General features: G+C 53.1%; 14 protein-coding genes. All 14 read left to right on the plus strand.

Going from position 1 to position 16108, the window contains the following annotated elements; genetic code table 11:
• The first annotated feature begins 30 nt into the window (after window positions 1–30).
• The 14 genes from ACTRXG_RS05700 (at window position 31) to rpsO (ending at window position 16107) form a co-directional block, all read left to right on the plus strand.
• Entirely contained in the window at window positions 31–1176 is a 1146-nt protein-coding gene (locus ACTRXG_RS05700) for a 1-deoxy-D-xylulose-5-phosphate reductoisomerase (protein WP_474260542.1), read from the plus strand.
• Between the two features lie 60 nt (window positions 1177–1236).
• The gene (gene rseP / locus ACTRXG_RS05705) at window positions 1237–2502 is read left to right on the plus strand and encodes an RIP metalloprotease RseP (RefSeq protein ID WP_474260544.1); all 1266 of its coding nucleotides are present in this window, start codon (window positions 1237–1239) and stop codon (window positions 2500–2502) included.
• A 102-nt stretch (window positions 2503–2604) separates the two neighbouring features.
• On the plus strand, window positions 2605–4317 hold the full coding sequence (locus ACTRXG_RS05710) for a proline--tRNA ligase (protein ID WP_474260546.1): 1713 nt from the start codon (window positions 2605–2607) through the stop codon (window positions 4315–4317).
• A gap of 107 nt (window positions 4318–4424) precedes the next feature.
• The gene (locus tag ACTRXG_RS05715; RefSeq protein ID WP_474260548.1) at window positions 4425–8720 is read left to right on the plus strand and encodes a PolC-type DNA polymerase III; all 4296 of its coding nucleotides are present in this window, start codon (window positions 4425–4427) and stop codon (window positions 8718–8720) included.
• Between the two features lie 189 nt (window positions 8721–8909).
• Complete coding sequence (rimP, locus tag ACTRXG_RS05720) at window positions 8910–9380, plus strand: ribosome maturation factor RimP (protein ID WP_474260550.1); 471 nt, start codon at window positions 8910–8912, stop codon at window positions 9378–9380.
• 40 nt (window positions 9381–9420) lie between these two features.
• On the plus strand, window positions 9421–10536 hold the full coding sequence (gene nusA / locus ACTRXG_RS05725) for a transcription termination factor NusA (RefSeq protein WP_474260552.1): 1116 nt from the start codon (window positions 9421–9423) through the stop codon (window positions 10534–10536).
• A gap of 18 nt (window positions 10537–10554) precedes the next feature.
• Complete coding sequence (rnpM, locus tag ACTRXG_RS05730; RefSeq protein WP_474260553.1) at window positions 10555–10830, plus strand: RNase P modulator RnpM; 276 nt, start codon at window positions 10555–10557, stop codon at window positions 10828–10830.
• Window positions 10820–11131, plus strand: coding sequence for a L7Ae/L30e/S12e/Gadd45 family ribosomal protein (locus ACTRXG_RS05735; protein WP_322524702.1), 312 nt, complete (start codon window positions 10820–10822; stop codon window positions 11129–11131). The genes rnpM and ACTRXG_RS05735 overlap by 11 nt, the downstream gene beginning before the upstream one ends.
• A 72-nt stretch (window positions 11132–11203) precedes the next feature.
• Window positions 11204–13072: a translation initiation factor IF-2 gene (gene infB, locus ACTRXG_RS05740; RefSeq protein ID WP_474260554.1), complete on the plus strand. Its 1869-nt coding sequence runs from the start codon at window positions 11204–11206 to the stop codon at window positions 13070–13072.
• Window positions 13069–13344, plus strand: coding sequence for a DUF503 domain-containing protein (locus tag ACTRXG_RS05745; protein WP_022792810.1), 276 nt, complete (start codon window positions 13069–13071; stop codon window positions 13342–13344). Before infB ends, ACTRXG_RS05745 begins: the two co-directional genes overlap by 4 nt.
• An 11-nt stretch (window positions 13345–13355) precedes the next feature.
• Window positions 13356–13706, plus strand: coding sequence for a 30S ribosome-binding factor RbfA (gene rbfA / locus ACTRXG_RS05750; protein ID WP_322524704.1), 351 nt, complete (start codon window positions 13356–13358; stop codon window positions 13704–13706).
• A gap of 103 nt (window positions 13707–13809) precedes the next feature.
• On the plus strand, window positions 13810–14709 hold the full coding sequence (gene truB, locus ACTRXG_RS05755; RefSeq protein ID WP_474284304.1) for a tRNA pseudouridine(55) synthase TruB: 900 nt from the start codon (window positions 13810–13812) through the stop codon (window positions 14707–14709).
• Between the two features lie 35 nt (window positions 14710–14744).
• Window positions 14745–15701 carry a bifunctional riboflavin kinase/FAD synthetase gene (locus ACTRXG_RS05760; protein WP_474284279.1) on the plus strand — a complete coding sequence of 319 codons (957 nt, stop codon included), beginning with the start codon at window positions 14745–14747 and terminating at the stop codon, window positions 15699–15701.
• 136 nt (window positions 15702–15837) lie between these two features.
• On the plus strand, window positions 15838–16107 hold the full coding sequence (rpsO, locus tag ACTRXG_RS05765) for a 30S ribosomal protein S15 (RefSeq protein ID WP_022792814.1): 270 nt from the start codon (window positions 15838–15840) through the stop codon (window positions 16105–16107).
• The last annotated feature ends 1 nt before the right edge of the window (window position 16108 follow it).

Genomic DNA, 16108 nt, shown 5'->3' on the forward strand with positions numbered 1-16108 from the left:
GCAGGCTGCCAACCTAAAGGAGTTTAAACCATGAAACGAATAGCATTGCTTGGGTCCACCGGATCCATCGGTACACAGACGCTCGACGTTGTCCGTCTGCATCCGGAACGGTTCCGGATAACGGCGATTGCTGCCGGCAGAAACGTGGATCTCGTACGAAAGCAGATTGAAGAATTTTCACCTGAAATTGCGGCAGTTCATACAAAGGAAGATGCCGAAACGCTTCAGGCGGAATACGGCGGGCGCATGCGTATCGTCTGGGGTCACGACGGCCTCATGGAAATTGCGGGCAGCTCCTGTGACTTTCTGATGAACGCGGTCAGCGGCAGCATGGGACTTGAGCCGACGCTTCGGGCAATCGAAAACCGGGTGGATATCGGTATTGCCAATAAAGAGACGCTCGTCACCGCCGGCCATCTTGTAATGGAAAAAGCAAAGGAGCACGGCGTACGCCTGCTGCCGGTTGACAGCGAGCATTCGGCGATCGCCCAGTGCCTGGAAGGAAACGAGCTAAAGGAAGTGAGCCGCCTGATTTTGACTGCTTCAGGAGGCAGCTTCCGGGACTATTCACGCAGCGATCTTGACGGAGTTACGGTGGAGGATGCCTTAAACCACCCGAACTGGAGCATGGGAGCCAAAATTACGATCGACTCGGCTACGATGATGAACAAAGGCTTTGAAGTGATCGAAGCCCACTGGCTGTTCGGTATTCCCTACGACCGTATAGATGTGCTGCTTCATAAAGAAAGCATTATTCACTCGCTCGTCGAGTATCAGGATACAAGTGTAATTGCCCAGCTCGGGCTGCCGGACATGCGCGTGCCGATTCAGTACGCCATGACCTACCCGGAGCGGCTTGACTATCCGGCCAAGGAATCGCTGAACCTGTGGGAAATAGGCACTCTGCATTTTCAGCCGCCTGATTTTGAACGCTACCGCAGCCTCCGGCTGGCCTACGATGCTGGCAGAGCCGGAGGCTCCATGGGAACGGTGCTGAACGCAGCCAATGAACAGGCGGTGGCGATGTTTTTAAACAGCCAGTGTGCTTTTCTTGAAATTGAAACTGCTGTGGAAGAGGCACTTTTGCGCCACGAGCGCATCGAACATCCAGACCTCGACACGATTTTACGTGTGGACCGGGAAACAAGAGAACACGTACAGACGCTTTTAACGTGACGTTCTTTCACAAACACTCTATAATGGGAAGAAAGAGCAAAAGAAGAAGGTGAATAAGCTTTGGATACGCTGATAGCGGTAATTGTCATGTTCGGCTTATTGGTGGCCATACACGAGTGGGGCCATTTATATTTTGCCAAAAAAGTCGGCATTTTGTGCCGGGAGTTTGCGATTGGCTTCGGGCCGAAAATATTTTCCACGAAGCGCAATGAAACAGTTTATACGATCAGGCTCCTGCCGCTTGGCGGATACGTTCGCATGGCCGGGGACGATCCGGACCCGGTCAATATTAAACCAGGCTATGAAATCGGCCTGACGTTTAACGATGCAGGAAAAGTAAAAGAAATCATCGTAAACAATAAATCCAAGCACCCGGAAGCAAAAGTTGTATCTGTGGAATCGATTGATATGGAGCGTGAGCTTTATATTGAAGCGGTGGAGGATGAAGAAGCCGGACTAAAGCGTTACGAGATCGACCGTACGTGCGATCTGATCGTCGATGAGAAACGGGAGCAGATTGCGCCGTGGGACCGGCAGTTCGGCTCCAAGCGCCCGTGGAAAAAAGCAGTGGCCATCTTTGCCGGCCCGTTTATGAACTTTGTGCTCGCGTTCGTGCTTTTTATGATTTATGCCCTCGCCAATGGGCTTCCGCAGGACACCCCGGCCATCGGTGGCATTGCCGGCGGTTCGCCGCTGAGCGAATCCGCGTTTGAAGAAGGCGATGTTATCACCTCGGTGGACGGCGAGTCCGTGAATTCGTGGAATGAAATGACCGGTGTTGTCCAGGAGCGTCCGGGAGAGGAAGTCACGGTCACCGCTGAACGCGGCGGGGAGACAATTGAAGACACGGTCACCATTGACGGGATTCCGGTGCAGGAGGGCTCGAGTGAGGAAGTCGGCCAGATCGGCGTCTATGCCGAAACGGAACGGTCCTTCACGGAAGCAGTGGAGTACGGAGGCACGCAGCTGTATGAAGTGTCCACGCTGATTTTCCAGACACTCGGCACGATTGTAACAGGGGAATTTTCTTTGGATGACCTGGCCGGTCCGGTAGGTATCTATGATGCGACAGATCAGGTAATCGCGACAGGGCTTCTTACCCTTATTGCGTGGTCCGCCATGATCAGCGTCAACCTTGGGATCGTCAACCTTCTTCCACTGCCGGCGCTTGACGGAGGGCGGCTGCTGTTTATCATTGCTGAAGCAGTCCGCGGCAAGCCGATTGAACCGCAGAAGGAAGGCATGATCCACCTGCTTGGATTCGCGCTGCTGCTGCTGTTAATGATTGCAGTGACGTGGAACGATATTAACCGCTTATTCACGTAATAAAAAAACGGTGACGGAGCCAAAGCCCCGTCACCGTTCTTATGTTAAAATAACCAAAGAGCTTACAGACGCAGATGTATAAGAGAAAGAGGTTGATATAGTATGCGACAACAATTTTTATTCAGTCCCACCCTCCGGGATGTGCCGCAGGGAGCGGACATTGCAAGCCACCAGCTGATGCTCCGGGCCGGTCTGATCCGCCAGAGTGCAGCCGGAGTCTATTCCTATCTTCCGCTCGGCCATAAGGTGCTCCGTAAAATCGAAAACATCGTCCGCGAGGAAATGGATGCTGCAAGCGGCCAGGAAGTACTGCTTCCCGCCATGCAGCCGGCAGAGGTATGGCAGGCGTCGGGCCGCTATGACAATTACGGACCGGCGCTGATGCGCTTTAAAGACCGCCACCAGCGTGATTTTGTGCTCGGTCCCACGCATGAAGAAAACATTGCCGCCCTTGTAAAGGATGAAATGAATACATACAAGCGCATGCCTGCGATTTTGTACCAGATTCAGACCAAATACCGCGATGAAGCGCGTCCGCGTTTCGGGGTGCTTCGCGCCCGCGAATTTATCATGAAGGATGCGTATTCGTTTGATACGTCCTACGAAGCGCAGAACGAAAGCTACTGGGCAATGTACCGCGCCTACGAGCGGATTTTTACCCGACTGGGACTGGACTACCGGGCGGTGCAGGCCGATGCCGGAGCGATGGGCGGTCAGGGAGAAACCCACGAATTTACTGTGCTTTCCGATGTTGGAGAGGATACCATCGTGTATTCTGATGAAAGCGACTTTGCGGCAAATATTGAAATAGCCGCCATTCCGGACAACGTGTCAAAGCCGGAGCCGGTAGCAGAGGAAATGATAATTGTCGAGACGCCGCAGGAGCGAACCATTGAAGAAGTGGCTTTAAACCTCGGAATCAAGCACGAAGAGTGCCTGAAAACGGTCGCGTTTGACGCAGATGGCCGGCTGATAGCCGTGCTTATGCGCGGCGATCATGACGTCAACGAAGTGAAAGTGGCAAACGCCGTGGGAGCTGAAGTGCTTGAACCAGCGTCTGCCGAAAGAATTCAAGAGGTATTCGGAGCAGAGCCCGGCTTTATCGGCCCTGCCGGCCTGTCTGAAGACGTGGAGGTGCTTGCCGATTACGCGGTCCGCGGCATGGCAGGTGCCGTGTGCGGTGCCAACGAAAACGGCAGACACTGCCAGTATGCGGTGCCGGAAAGAGACTTCCCGGTGGGACGGTACGCAGACCTGCGTTTCATCCAGGAAGGAGAACCGTCTCCGGACGGACAGGGCACGGTCCGCTTCGCCAAGGGCATTGAGGTCGGGCACGTGTTTAAGCTTGGCACGAAGTACAGCGAAGCGCTCGGAGCCACATTTTTGGATGAAAACGGCAAAGCCCGCCCGATCATTATGGGGAGCTACGGCGTCGGCGTGAGCCGGACGATCGCGGCCGTCATTGAGCAGAACCATGACGAGAGCGGCATCTGCTGGCCGAAAGCAGCCGCCCCGTTTGATCTGCATCTGCTGGTGCTCAATCCAAAACAGGACGAGCAGCAGCAGCTTGGCGACGAGCTGTACGAGAGCCTGCAGAAAAGCGGGTGGTCCGTGCTGCTCGATGACCGGAAGGAGCGGCCGGGAGTGAAATTTAAGGATGCGGACCTTTACGGGCTTCCTGTGCGTATCGCCTGCGGAAAAAAAGCAGGGGAGCAGATTGTGGAAGTAAAATCCCGCACAGCCGATGAAAACGTGGAAGTCGCTGTAAGCGAGCTTCCGCAGTATCTCGAGAAGCTGTGGTCTGAAATCCATTAACCCTTTCTGGTGTCTCCAGGAGGGGTTTCCCTCTTCCATGCACCTGCCGGAAATGAATTTTTTTGATAAAATGAATTATAAAAGAACGAAGAAGTGAGGCGAGAAACGTGCAGACCGACCGTCACATTCAGCAGGAACGTTTTGAGTTGCTACTTGAGCAGATTGGCATGCCGGAAGAAGAAACCAACCGTTATTTTACAGAAGGCCGCCTCGAAAAGCTTGTTATTCATAAGGAACAGAAGCAGTGGCATTTTCATCTGACGCTGGCAGCTCCGCTGCCATTTACGGTTTACGCGCTGCTGAAGGAAAAACTGCAGGCTGCATTTGAAAGCATTGCTGACATTGACTTTACGCTTCATTACGAAGAAGGCACCACAGTGCCGGCGGACGCCATCCCGGACTATTGGCCGCTGATTATGCAGAAGCTCGAAAATTACGATCCCCATCTGCGCATGAGGCTGAACGGAGGAGCGCCGTTTCTGCGGGAAGGCGAGCTGATTTTCCCGTGTAAAAGCGATATTGAAATGAATTCGCTCGGACCGAAGCTGCAGCAGGCGATGAACGACGTTCTGCCGTTGTTCGGGCTGCCGGCTGCCACGTTTACGATGGAAGCGAAAACGAGCGATGAAGAAAAGGAACAGTTCGAAGAAAAGAAAAAGCAGGAAGAGCACTCTAAAGTAATTGAAGCGATGATGGAGCGCAAGAAAAAGGAATCCGAAGCCGATTCCAGGCGTGCGTCCCAGTCAATTCAGATCGGCTACCCGATCAAGGACGAAGCCGTGCCGCTGAAAGAGATCCGCGAAGAAGAGCGCCGCATCACGGTGGAGGGCTACATTTTCGAAGCGGAAACGAAGGAGCTCCGCAGCGGCCGGACGCTGCTGACGTTTAAAATTACCGACTACACCGATTCGATTATGATCAAAATGTTCTCCAAGGATAAAGAACAGGTGCCGCTGCTTGAAGCCGTACAGAAAGGCATCTGGGTAAAGGCCCGTGGCGGCGTCCAGGACGATACGTTCGTCCGGGACCTGGTTATGATCGCAAACGATGTGATCCAGGTGCAGGGAACGTCGAAAACCGATGACGCCGAACAAAAGCGCGTCGAGCTGCATGCCCACACGAATATGAGTCAGATGGATGCGACTGTTTCTGCCGGAGAATACGTAGCCCGGGCAGCCGAATGGGGCCATCCGGCAGTTACCATAACGGATCACGGCGTCGTGCAGTCGTTTCCGGAGGCCTACAATGCAGGGAAAAAACACGACATTAAAGTACTGTACGGTATGGAGGCGAACCTCGTGGATGACGGCGTCCCGATCGCATATAACGAGGCGGACGTGGATCTTGAAACAGGAACCTATGTCGTTTTTGACGTGGAAACGACCGGCCTGTCGGTCGTGTACGACTCCATTATTGAGCTCGCAGCAGTGAAGGTAAAAGACGGCGAAATTATCGACCGGTTTGAACGCTTTTCAAACCCTCATGAAAAGCTGACGGACACGATTATTAACCTGACCGGCATCACGGACGACATGCTCGTTGATGCGCCGGAAATTGAGCCGGTGCTTGAAGACTTCTACGCCTTTTCCAAAGACTCGGTGCTGGTTGCCCATAACGCAAGCTTTGACATGGGCTTTCTCCGGGAGGGATACAAAAAAATCGGTAAAACGGCAGACATGCCGGTGATCGATACACTTGAATTCGGCCGCTTTTTGTATCCGAATTTAAAAAACCACCGGCTGAATACGCTCTGTAAAACGTTTGACATTGAACTCGTAAGCCACCACCGGGCGATTTACGACGCAGAAGCGACCGGGTACCTGATGTGGAAAATGATGAAGGATGCGCTTGCCCAGGGCATCACGAACCATAAACAGCTGAATGACAACATGGGCCAGTCCGGCTTTCACCGCCTGCGCCCATCGCACTGTACTTTGATCGCCCAGACGCAGGAAGGGCTGAAAAACCTGTACCATCTCGTCACACTTTCGCATCTGGAGTATTTTTTCCGGACACCGAGAATCCCGCGTTCGAAGCTGCAGAAGTACCGCGAAGGCATACTCGTCGGCTCGGCGTGTGACAAAGGCGAAGTGTTTGAAACGATGATGCAGAAGTCAGAGGACGAAGCGAAAAAAGCTGCTGAATTTTACGACTACCTCGAGGTGCAGCCGCCGGAAAACTATGCGCACCTGGTGGAAAAGGAGCTTCTGAAAAGCTACGACGACGTCAAGGATGTGATTCAGAAAATCATCCGCACCGGGGAGGAGCTGAATCTTCCGGTCGTTGCCACCGGTAACGCCCACTATATGGATGAACACGACTACAGCTACCGGCAGATTCTGATTGCGTCTCAGGGCGGGGCGAACCCGCTGAACAACCAGACGCTTCCGCAGGTGCATTTCCGCACCACTGGGGAAATGCTCTCCTGCTTCGATTTTCTGGATGACCGCACGGCAGAAAAGATTGTGGTGGAAAATACCAGGGCGATCGCGGATCAGGTGGAAACGATTCATCCGGTACCAAGCGACCTGTATACACCAAACATCGAAGGGTCGGATAAAGAAATAAGGGAAATGTGCTACCGCCGGGCGGAGAGCATCTACGGCTCGCCCATACCGGAGCTCGTGAAAACCAGGCTCGATAAAGAGCTCGACAGCATTATCGGAAACGGCTTTGACGTTATCTATCTGATTTCGCAGAAGCTCGTGAAAAAATCCCTCGAAGACGGCTACCTTGTCGGCTCCCGGGGCTCGGTCGGCTCGTCGTTTGTTGCCACTATGACAGAAATTACCGAAGTGAATCCGCTGCCGCCGCATTACGTTTGCCCGGAATGCAAGCAGTCGACGTTTTTTGACGACGGTTCGGTCGGCTCCGGCTTCGACCTCCCGGACAAGCTGTGTGACAGCTGCGGCGTGGATATGGTTAAAGACGGCCACGATATTCCGTTTGAAACGTTCCTCGGGTTTAAAGGCGACAAGGTGCCCGATATTGACCTGAACTTCTCCGGCGACTACCAGCCGCGGGCCCACAATTACACGAAGGAACTGTTCGGTGAGGAAAAAGTATACCGGGCAGGAACAATCGGTACCGTGGCGGACAAAACGGCGTACGGATTTGTAAAAGGCTACCAGAGCGACCACGAGCTGCACCTGCGCGGGGCGGAAATCGACCGGCTGGTGAGCGGATGCACGGGTGTCAAGCGGACGACCGGCCAGCATCCTGGCGGCATTATTGTCGTCCCGGATGAGTATGACATTCACGATTTCTCGCCGATCCAGTTTCCGGCAGATGATAAAACGTCGGAATGGAAAACGACGCACTTTGACTTTCATTCCATTCACGACAACCTGCTGAAGCTTGATATCCTCGGCCACGATGATCCGACGGTTATACGCATGCTCCAGGATTTAAGCGGCATTGATCCACAGACGATCCCGACCGATGACGAGGAAGTCATGAAAATCTTCGGCGGTCCCGAAGTGCTCGGCGTGACGCCGGAGCAGATTAACTGCAAAACGGGAACGTACGGCATTCCGGAGTTCGGTACCCGGTTTGTGCGCCAGATGCTTGAAGATACGAAGCCGTCGACGTTTTCCGAGCTGGTTCAGATTTCCGGGCTTTCCCACGGCGCGGACGTCTGGGTTGGAAATGCCCAGGAGCTGATCCAGAACGGCACGTGTGAACTGAAGGACGTTATCGGCTGCCGGGACGATATCATGGTGTATTTGATCTATAAAGGCATCGAGCACTCGCTCGCCTTTAAAATTATGGAATTTGTCCGCAAGGGGCGCGGACTCGATCCGGAATGGATTGAAGAAATGAAAAACCACGGCGTACCGGAATGGTACATCCAGTCGTGCCTGAAAATTAAATACATGTTCCCGAAAGCGCACGCCACCGCCTATGTTCTGATGGCAGTACGGATTGCCTACTTTAAAGTGCACCATCCGATCCTTTTTTACGCAGCGTACTTTACGGTCCGCGCGGACGACTTTGACCTGCCGACCATGATCAACGGCAGCACCTCGATCCGGGCGAAGCTTGAGGAAATCCAGGCGAAGGGATTTGACGCCTCTCCGAAGGAGAAAAGCCTTGTGACCGTGCTTGAGCTTGCGCTTGAAATGACCGAGCGCGGCTACCGTTTCCAGAAGGTGGACCTGTACCGCTCGGAGGCAAGCGAATTTGTTGTCGACGGCGACGAGCTGATACCGCCGTTCAATGCGCTTGAAGGCGTAGGAACGAATGCAGCGGTCAACGTAGTGAAAGCGCGCGCCGACGGGGAGTTTTTATCCAAGGAAGACCTGCAGCAGCGCAGCAAGGCGACCAAAACAGTGATCGAGCACCTCGACCTGCACGGATGCCTTGACGGGCTGCCGGATACGAACCAACTTTCTCTGTTCTAAACGGCAGCGAGGCTTGCGAAAATGCACAAATCGTGCTATGATAATGGGCAGTGAGAGGTATATCGAGACGGCGAAAGAGTGGGTGGATACCCACTCTTTCATTTATGGTTGAAGCTTTCTGCATAAAATAAACTATATACTATCATTGGAAGAAATGAAGATGATGACAAAGCAGCAGGGAGGTACGTAATGAAAGAAAGTATTAAAGACATCGCAGCACGTCTGGCGCGGCCGATTGCTGAAGAACTGGATCTGGAACTCGTGGATACAGAGTATAAAAAAGAAGGAAAAAACTGGTACCTTCGGGTGTTTGTGGACAGCCCCGACGGTGTACATCTGGAAGACTGCGGACGGGTGAGCGAACGGCTGAGTGAACAGCTCGACGCCCTGGATCCGGTCCAGGAGGCTTATTATCTGGAAGTGTCTTCACCGGGCGCGGAGCGTCCGCTGAATAACGAATCGGATATCCGCCGTTCAGTCGGGAAAAACGTATACGTGACTACGTATGAACCCGTTGAAGGAGAAAAAGCGTTCGAAGGAAAGCTGAGTGACTTCAAAGATGGAGAGCTTTTGATTTCCACTAAACAGAAACAAAGGGAACGCACGGTGCATATACCGTACAGTAAAGTAGCTAAAGCAAGGCTCGCCATCATTTTTTAACGGTGCGGCGGGCCTCGAGAAAAAGGAGGATCTGAATTCCATGAATGCAGACTTTATGGAAGCATTGGACGTACTGGAAAACGACAAGGGAATCGATAAAGAAATAGTGCTCGAAGCAATCGAGGCCGCATTGATTTCCGCCTATAAGCGAAATTTCAACCAGGCGCAGAACGTCCGGGTGGACGTCAACCGTGACACCGGATCGATTCACGTATTTGCCCGGAAAGAAGTGGTGGAAGAGGTATTTGACCCGCGGCTTGAAATCTCTCAGGAGGAAGCGCAGGAAATCAGCCCGTCATATGAGCTCGACGATGTAGTGGAAATGGAAGTCACCCCGAAAAACTTCGGGCGCATCGCTGCCCAGACGGCGAAGCAGGTCGTGACCCAGCGCGTGCGCGAAGCCGAGCGCGGCATTATCTATTCCGATTTCATCGACCGCGAAGAAGATATTATGACCGGCATCGTGCAGCGCCAGGACCACCGCTTTATCTACGTGGATCTCGGGAAGGTAGAGGCGCTGCTGCCGCAGAGCGAACAGATGCAGAATGAAACGTACAACCATAATGACCGGCTGAAAGCATACATCACCAAAGTGGAAAAAACCACCAAGGGGCCGCAAATCGTTATTTCCCGTACGCACCCGGGACTTTTAAAGCGGCTGTTTGAGCTGGAGGTGCCGGAGATTTATGACGGCACGGTGGAAATTATTTCAGTGGCGCGGGAAGCGGGCGACCGCTCGAAAATTTCGGTGTATGCGGACGATCCGGAAGTAGATCCGGTCGGCTCCTGCGTAGGGCCGAACGGCCAGCGCGTACAGACGATCGTTAAAGAGCTGAAGGGCGAAAAAATCGATATCGTGCAGTGGTCGGATAATCCGGTGGAGTATGTAGCCAACTCGTTGAGCCCGGCGAAAGCCCTTGATGTTCAGGTGAATGAAGAGGAAAAAAGTACGCTCGTCGTGGTGCCGGACTACCAGCTTTCCCTGGCTATCGGCAAGCGCGGACAGAACGCCCGCCTGGCCGCCAAGCTTACCGGCTGGAAAATCGACATTAAAAGTGAAACCGAAGCCGAAGATCTCGGTATCTTCTCGCCGGAGGATGCGGAAGAAATCCCAGTGACAAGCACAAGCATTGATTTAGACACAGAAGATTTGTAAAAATGAGGGTGAGCGGCTATGGTTAAAAAAATTCCCATGAGAAAATGCATTATTACTGGAGAAGAAAAGCCCAAAAAAGAGCTGGTGCGAGTCGTTCGGGACCCGGATAACACCGTTTTTGTTGACCGTTCCGGTAAAAAGAACGGCCGGGGCGCGTATTTAACAGACAGTGATGATGTGTTTTTACAGGCGAAGGCAAAGGATTCGCTGAGCCGCCATCTGAAGGTGAAAGTCTCAAGCGAAGACTACGACCGTCTCCTCGAAGAGCGCAGAGGCGCGAGTCATGAACGATAAAGCATTGTCCTTTCTTGGCCTTGCCGCGAGGGCGGGAGAACTGAAAAGCGGCGATGACACCGTTCTTAAAACTGTGCAGACCAAAAAAGCACAGCTGGTCATCGTCGCTGCGGACGCTTCTGCCAATACGATTAAAAAGTTCACGGATAAAACGGCCTTTTATTCATGCCCTTTTCGGGTTGCCGGAACGAAAGCGGATCTCGGCGCGGCGATCGGAAAAGAATCGAGAACTATTTTATCCGTCACAGAACGCGGCTTTGCCAAAAAGCTGATAAAATTAATAGATGAAGAAATAAATTAAGAAGGACGTGTAGATGGAGGAAAAACGAACAATATTCAGGAACGATATCTTTGGAAGGAAAGTGATGTCACTATGAGTAAAGTGAGAAGCAATAAAACAAGAAACACCCAGCAGGGGAACAGAGGCCCAAACAAGAAGAAGAACACCCAGAAACGCCCGGGCGGCGGCCGTAAAGAGCAGCAGGCCACACCGGAAAAAATTACGTTTGCCGGCAGTCTTTCCGTCGGGGAACTGGCAGAAAAGCTGAATAAGGAAAGCTCTGAAATCATCAAAAAATTGATGAATCTCGGCGTAATGGCGACCATCAACGAAACGCTCGAGGCAGAAACCATTGAACTGATCGCCACCGATTACGGCGTAGCGGTAGAGCAGGAGGAAGTGGTGGATGAACTCGATATCGATAACTATGTCGAGCAGGACGACCCTGCAAAGCTGCAGGAGCGCCCGCCGGTAGTAACCATTATGGGACACGTCGACCACGGGAAAACGACGCTTCTCGACTCCATCCGCCATACAAAGGTGACCTCAGGGGAAGCCGGCGGCATTACCCAGCATATCGGCGCTTATCAGGTGGAAGAAAACAACAAGCTGATTACCTTCCTTGATACGCCTGGACACGCAGCGTTTACGACGATGCGTGCGCGCGGTGCTGAAGTAACCGATATTACGGTTCTGGTTGTCGCAGCTGACGACGGTGTCATGCCGCAGACAAGAGAAGCCATCAACCACGCCAAGGCGGCAAATGTGCCAATCATTGTCGCGGTAAACAAAATGGACAAGGAAGGCGCGAACCCGGACCGGGTCATGCAGGAGCTGATGGAATTTCAATTAGTGCCGGAAGCATACGGCGGGGAAACAATCTTTGTAAACCTTTCTGCGATTCACGGGGAAGGCATTGATGAACTGCTCGAAATGATTCTGCTCGTCGCTGAAGTGGAAGACTTCAAAGCGAACCCGGACAAACGGGCACGCGGCAGCGTCGTAGAAGCAGAGCTGGATAAAGGGCGCGGCCCGGTTGCCACTCTGCTCGTTCAAAACGGCACGCTGCATGTCGGCGAGCCGATTGTCGTCGGTAACGCCTTTGGCCGGATCCGGGCAATGGTGGATGATCTTGGCCGCCAGGTGAAAAGCGCGGGACCATCCAAGCCGGTGGAAATTATCGGCCTGAACGATGTGCCGCAGGCAGGCGACCCGTTTGTCGTCTTTGAGGAAGAGAAAAAAGCCCGTCAGATTGCCGATGCGCGTAAGAGCCGGGCGAAGGATGCCGAGCGTGCACAAACCTCGAAGATCAACCTTGACGATCTGTTCAGCCAGATTCAGGAAAACGACATGAAAGAAATCAACGTGATTGTGAAAGCGGACGTGCAGGGCTCGGTGGAAGCACTTCGCGGGTCCCTTGAAAAAATAGAAGTGGAAGGCTGCAAGATCAATATCGTACACGCCGGTGCCGGCGCCATTGCAGAATCAGACGTTATCCTCGCCTCGGCCTCCAACGCGATCATTATCGGCTTCAACGTCCGTCCGGACGTAAACGCCAAGCGTACGGCGGACGCAGAAAATGTGGATCTTCGTCTCCACCAGGTTATCTACAATGCGATTGAAGAAATTGAAACAGCCATGAAGGGTATGCTCGACCCAGTCTATGAAGAGCGCGTGCTCGGACAGGTTGAGGTGCGTCAGCTGTTTAAAGTCTCCCGCGTTGGTACAATCGCCGGAAGCTATGTGCTCGAAGGCAAAATTACCCGGGACTCCAAAGTGCGTGTCGTGCGCGACGGCGTCGTGATTTTCGACGGCGGCATTAAGGACCTGAAGCGTTATAAAGACGACGCCAAGGAAGTCGCAGCCGGCTATGAGTGCGGTGTGACCCTCGAAAACTTTAACGACCTTAAAGAAGGCGACATTATGGAGCCATATATCATGGAGGAAGTTAAACGCACATGATCGGCGTCGTCCATGTAGAGTGCATGCTTTATGAAGCAAGTCATTTAAAGCAGAAACGGGCGGTGCTTCAGAGCGTAAAAACAAAGCTGAAGCAGCGCAACCTCTCCGTGGCGGAAACGGATTACCAGGAGCTTTGGCAGCGGGCAGCTCTTTCGATCGTCACCGTGCATAACGAAAAGGCCGGGGCGGAAAAAGAGCTGCAGCGTGCCATTCATATGATTGAAAGTTATACGGAATGGGAAATAACCTCCGTACACTATGAATGGTTATAGGAGGAACAGTGATGGTTAATATACGTGCTCAGCGTGTAGGAGAGCAGATTAAAAAAGAAGTATCGGATATTTTTGCGCGTGGCATCAAGGATCCGCGGGTGCAGTTTGTGACGGTGACTGACGTAGAGGTGACCGGAGATCTGCAGCAGGCAACGATCTTTGTAACGGTTCTCGGAGAAGAAAAAGACAAAGAGGAAGCGTTTCAGGGCCTCGAAAAAGCCCGGGGATTCATCCGCAGTGAAATCGGAAAACGAATCCAGCTTCGCAAAACGCCGGAAATCTTCTTTTCCTTCGATGAATCGATCGAATACGGCAACCGTATTGAATCACTTCTGCGCGATTTAAATGAGCGGGAGAAGTAGAAGAAAGAAGCTGTTTTAAAGTTGGAAAAGCTGTTGCTGACTTTGAAACAGCTTTTCCTATGTGTATGAATTCTGTAACGGAAGTGAGCGAAACAGCCCTATGATTGATGGAATCATTCCTTTGTGGAAAGAAGCAGGGGTTACGTCCCATGATTGTGTCGTGCGCGCACGCCGGCTGCTGAAAACAAAAAAAGTCGGCCATTCCGGCACGCTTGATCCATCGGTGACCGGGGTGCTCCCGCTTTGTGTCGGAAAAGCCACCAAGGCGGTGGACTACCTGCACGAAGCCCCAAAAGCGTATGAAGGAATCATCACTCTCGGGAAAACGACGACGACCGAAGACGCCGACGGGGAAACGGTGACGGCCCTTCCGGTGGAGAAAGCCCCGGCAAAGCAGAGCATCGAAGCAGCGCTTGAAGCGCTGACCGGTGCAGTGACTCAGGTGCCGCCCATGTATTCAGCCGTCAAAGTCCGGGGGCGCAAGCTGTATGAGTACGCCCGGGAAGGCATAGAGGTCGAGCGTCCCGTGCGGGAGGCCCGCATCTATGATTTCCGGCTGCTTGATATGGACGAGGCTCCGCAGGACGGAAAGTTTTCCTTTAAAGTGCAAGTGATCTGCAGCAAAGGAACCTACGTACGCACCCTGGCCGTCGACGCCGGGGAGAAGCTCGGGTATCCGGCGCACCTGCAGCAGCTCGTCCGGACCGCGTCCGGCGGATTTGGCCCGGAGCACAGCTCCACGTGGGAGGAGCTCGAAGCCCTGCTTGCCGAAGACCGTCTCGCAGACGCCGTGTACCCGGTAGACTGGGCTGTGGCCCACCTTCCCGCCATTACGGTGTCGGAAAAAACGGCAGAGCAGATCAGTCACGGGCGCGTGCTGCCGGCAGAATGGTTTCAGGAGCAGACGATGGCAGTAAAGGCAGAGAGCGGAAAGACCCTGGCCGTATATACGGCGCATCCGGACAAGCCCGGCATTTTCAAACCAAAAACAATGCTTCTTTGATAGCGTGAATGAAAGAATATCGGCAGGTGAAAATAATGGAAGTTCATCATCTTGTACATCCACATACGTTAACGGCGTCGCTTTCAAAACCGAAAGTGATGGCCCTGGGCTACTTCGACGGGGTGCACCGCGGCCACGCAGAAGTGATTGAAAAGGCCCGGCAGACAGCAGAGGACAGGGGACTGCCGCTTGCTGTTATGACCTTCCATCCGCATCCGAAGGTGGTACTATCGAAGCAGACGGAAGAAGATATGTTCTATTTGACCCCGCTTGAGGAAAAACAGCGCGTACTCGAATCACTGGGGGTGGAAGAGCTGTACATCGTGCGGTTTGACCAGGATTTTGCATCTCTCGATCCCCAGGCCTTTGTCGATGCCTACATCATTGATCTCGGCGTAAAGCATGCGGTGGCCGGGTTTGATTTTTCGTACGGAAAATTTGGCCGCGGCACGATGGAGACACTCCCGTATCATTCAAGGGACGCCTTTACGTTTTCCACCGTATCGCCGCATACCGAAGACGGAGAAAAGGTGAGCTCCACCTGGATCCGCCGGATGGTCGAAGAGGGGGAAATGGTCAAAGCCGCCCGCCTGCTCGGACGCTGGTATACATTTGAAGGCACTGTCGTCGAAGGAGAGAAACGCGGACGGACGATTGGCTTTCCAACGGCCAACATCCAGTCCGAAGAGCCGTACCTGCTTCCAAACGACGGTGTGTACGCTGTGCGTGCGCTGATCGATGGCCGCTGGTACAGGGGGATGTGCAATATCGGCTATAAGCCAACGTTTCACGACGAACGGGACGGCCCCCCGGAAATTGAAGTTCATCTGTTTGAATTCAGCGGAGACATTTACGGTAAAACGGTCCGCATTGAGTGGCGGGACCGGCTGCGCGGGGAAGTGAAATTTCCTTCCCTCGATGCGCTTGTGTCCCAGCTTCATGAAGACAAACAGTCCGCCGAGCAGGTGCTCGAGCAGGAAATCAGGGACTAAAACCTGTTTTCCCTTGCGTTTTTCCTGTTCAAAAGGTAAGATGGTTGATGTATGGAAACCACTTCTTGGCTTGCACGCGCCTCCTGCGGCTTGCGAGGAAATGGTTGAAACAAAATAACAAAAGGAGGTCGACTGAATGGCTTTAACACCAGAGCGTAAATCAGAGTTGATCGAAGAGTACAAAACACATGAAGGCGACACCGGTTCCCCGGAAGTGCAGATCGCTATTTTGACGGAGCAGATCGTTTCGTTGAACGAACACCTGCGTGAGCATAAAAAGGACCACCATTCCCGCCGCGGGCTTTTAAAAATGGTTGGGAAGCGCCGTAACCTGTTAACGTACGTTCGTAACCAGGACATTACACGCTACCGCGACATCATTAATAAACTCGGCTTGCGCCGTTAAG

Source organism: Marinococcus sp. LNSP9103-4 (genome assembly GCF_056034345.1).

What these genes read in the sequence shown, in the direction of transcription:
- ACTRXG_RS05700 (WP_474260542.1), top strand. Translation starts at nt 31, where the DNA reads ATGAAACGAATAGCATTGCTTGGGTCCACCGGATCCATCGGTACACAG.
- ACTRXG_RS05710 (WP_474260546.1), top strand. Translation starts at nt 2,605, where the DNA reads ATGCGACAACAATTTTTATTCAGTCCCACCCTCCGGGATGTGCCGCAG.
- rimP (WP_474260550.1), top strand. Translation starts at nt 8,910, where the DNA reads ATGAAAGAAAGTATTAAAGACATCGCAGCACGTCTGGCGCGGCCGATT.
- nusA (WP_474260552.1), top strand. Translation starts at nt 9,421, where the DNA reads ATGAATGCAGACTTTATGGAAGCATTGGACGTACTGGAAAACGACAAG.
- rnpM (WP_474260553.1), top strand. Translation starts at nt 10,555, where the DNA reads ATGGTTAAAAAAATTCCCATGAGAAAATGCATTATTACTGGAGAAGAA.
- ACTRXG_RS05735 (WP_322524702.1), top strand. Translation starts at nt 10,820, where the DNA reads ATGAACGATAAAGCATTGTCCTTTCTTGGCCTTGCCGCGAGGGCGGGA.
- infB (WP_474260554.1), top strand. Translation starts at nt 11,204, where the DNA reads ATGAGTAAAGTGAGAAGCAATAAAACAAGAAACACCCAGCAGGGGAAC.
- ACTRXG_RS05745 (WP_022792810.1), top strand. Translation starts at nt 13,069, where the DNA reads ATGATCGGCGTCGTCCATGTAGAGTGCATGCTTTATGAAGCAAGTCAT.
- rbfA (WP_322524704.1), top strand. Translation starts at nt 13,356, where the DNA reads ATGGTTAATATACGTGCTCAGCGTGTAGGAGAGCAGATTAAAAAAGAA.
- ACTRXG_RS05760 (WP_474284279.1), top strand. Translation starts at nt 14,745, where the DNA reads ATGGAAGTTCATCATCTTGTACATCCACATACGTTAACGGCGTCGCTT.
- rpsO (WP_022792814.1), top strand. Translation starts at nt 15,838, where the DNA reads ATGGCTTTAACACCAGAGCGTAAATCAGAGTTGATCGAAGAGTACAAA.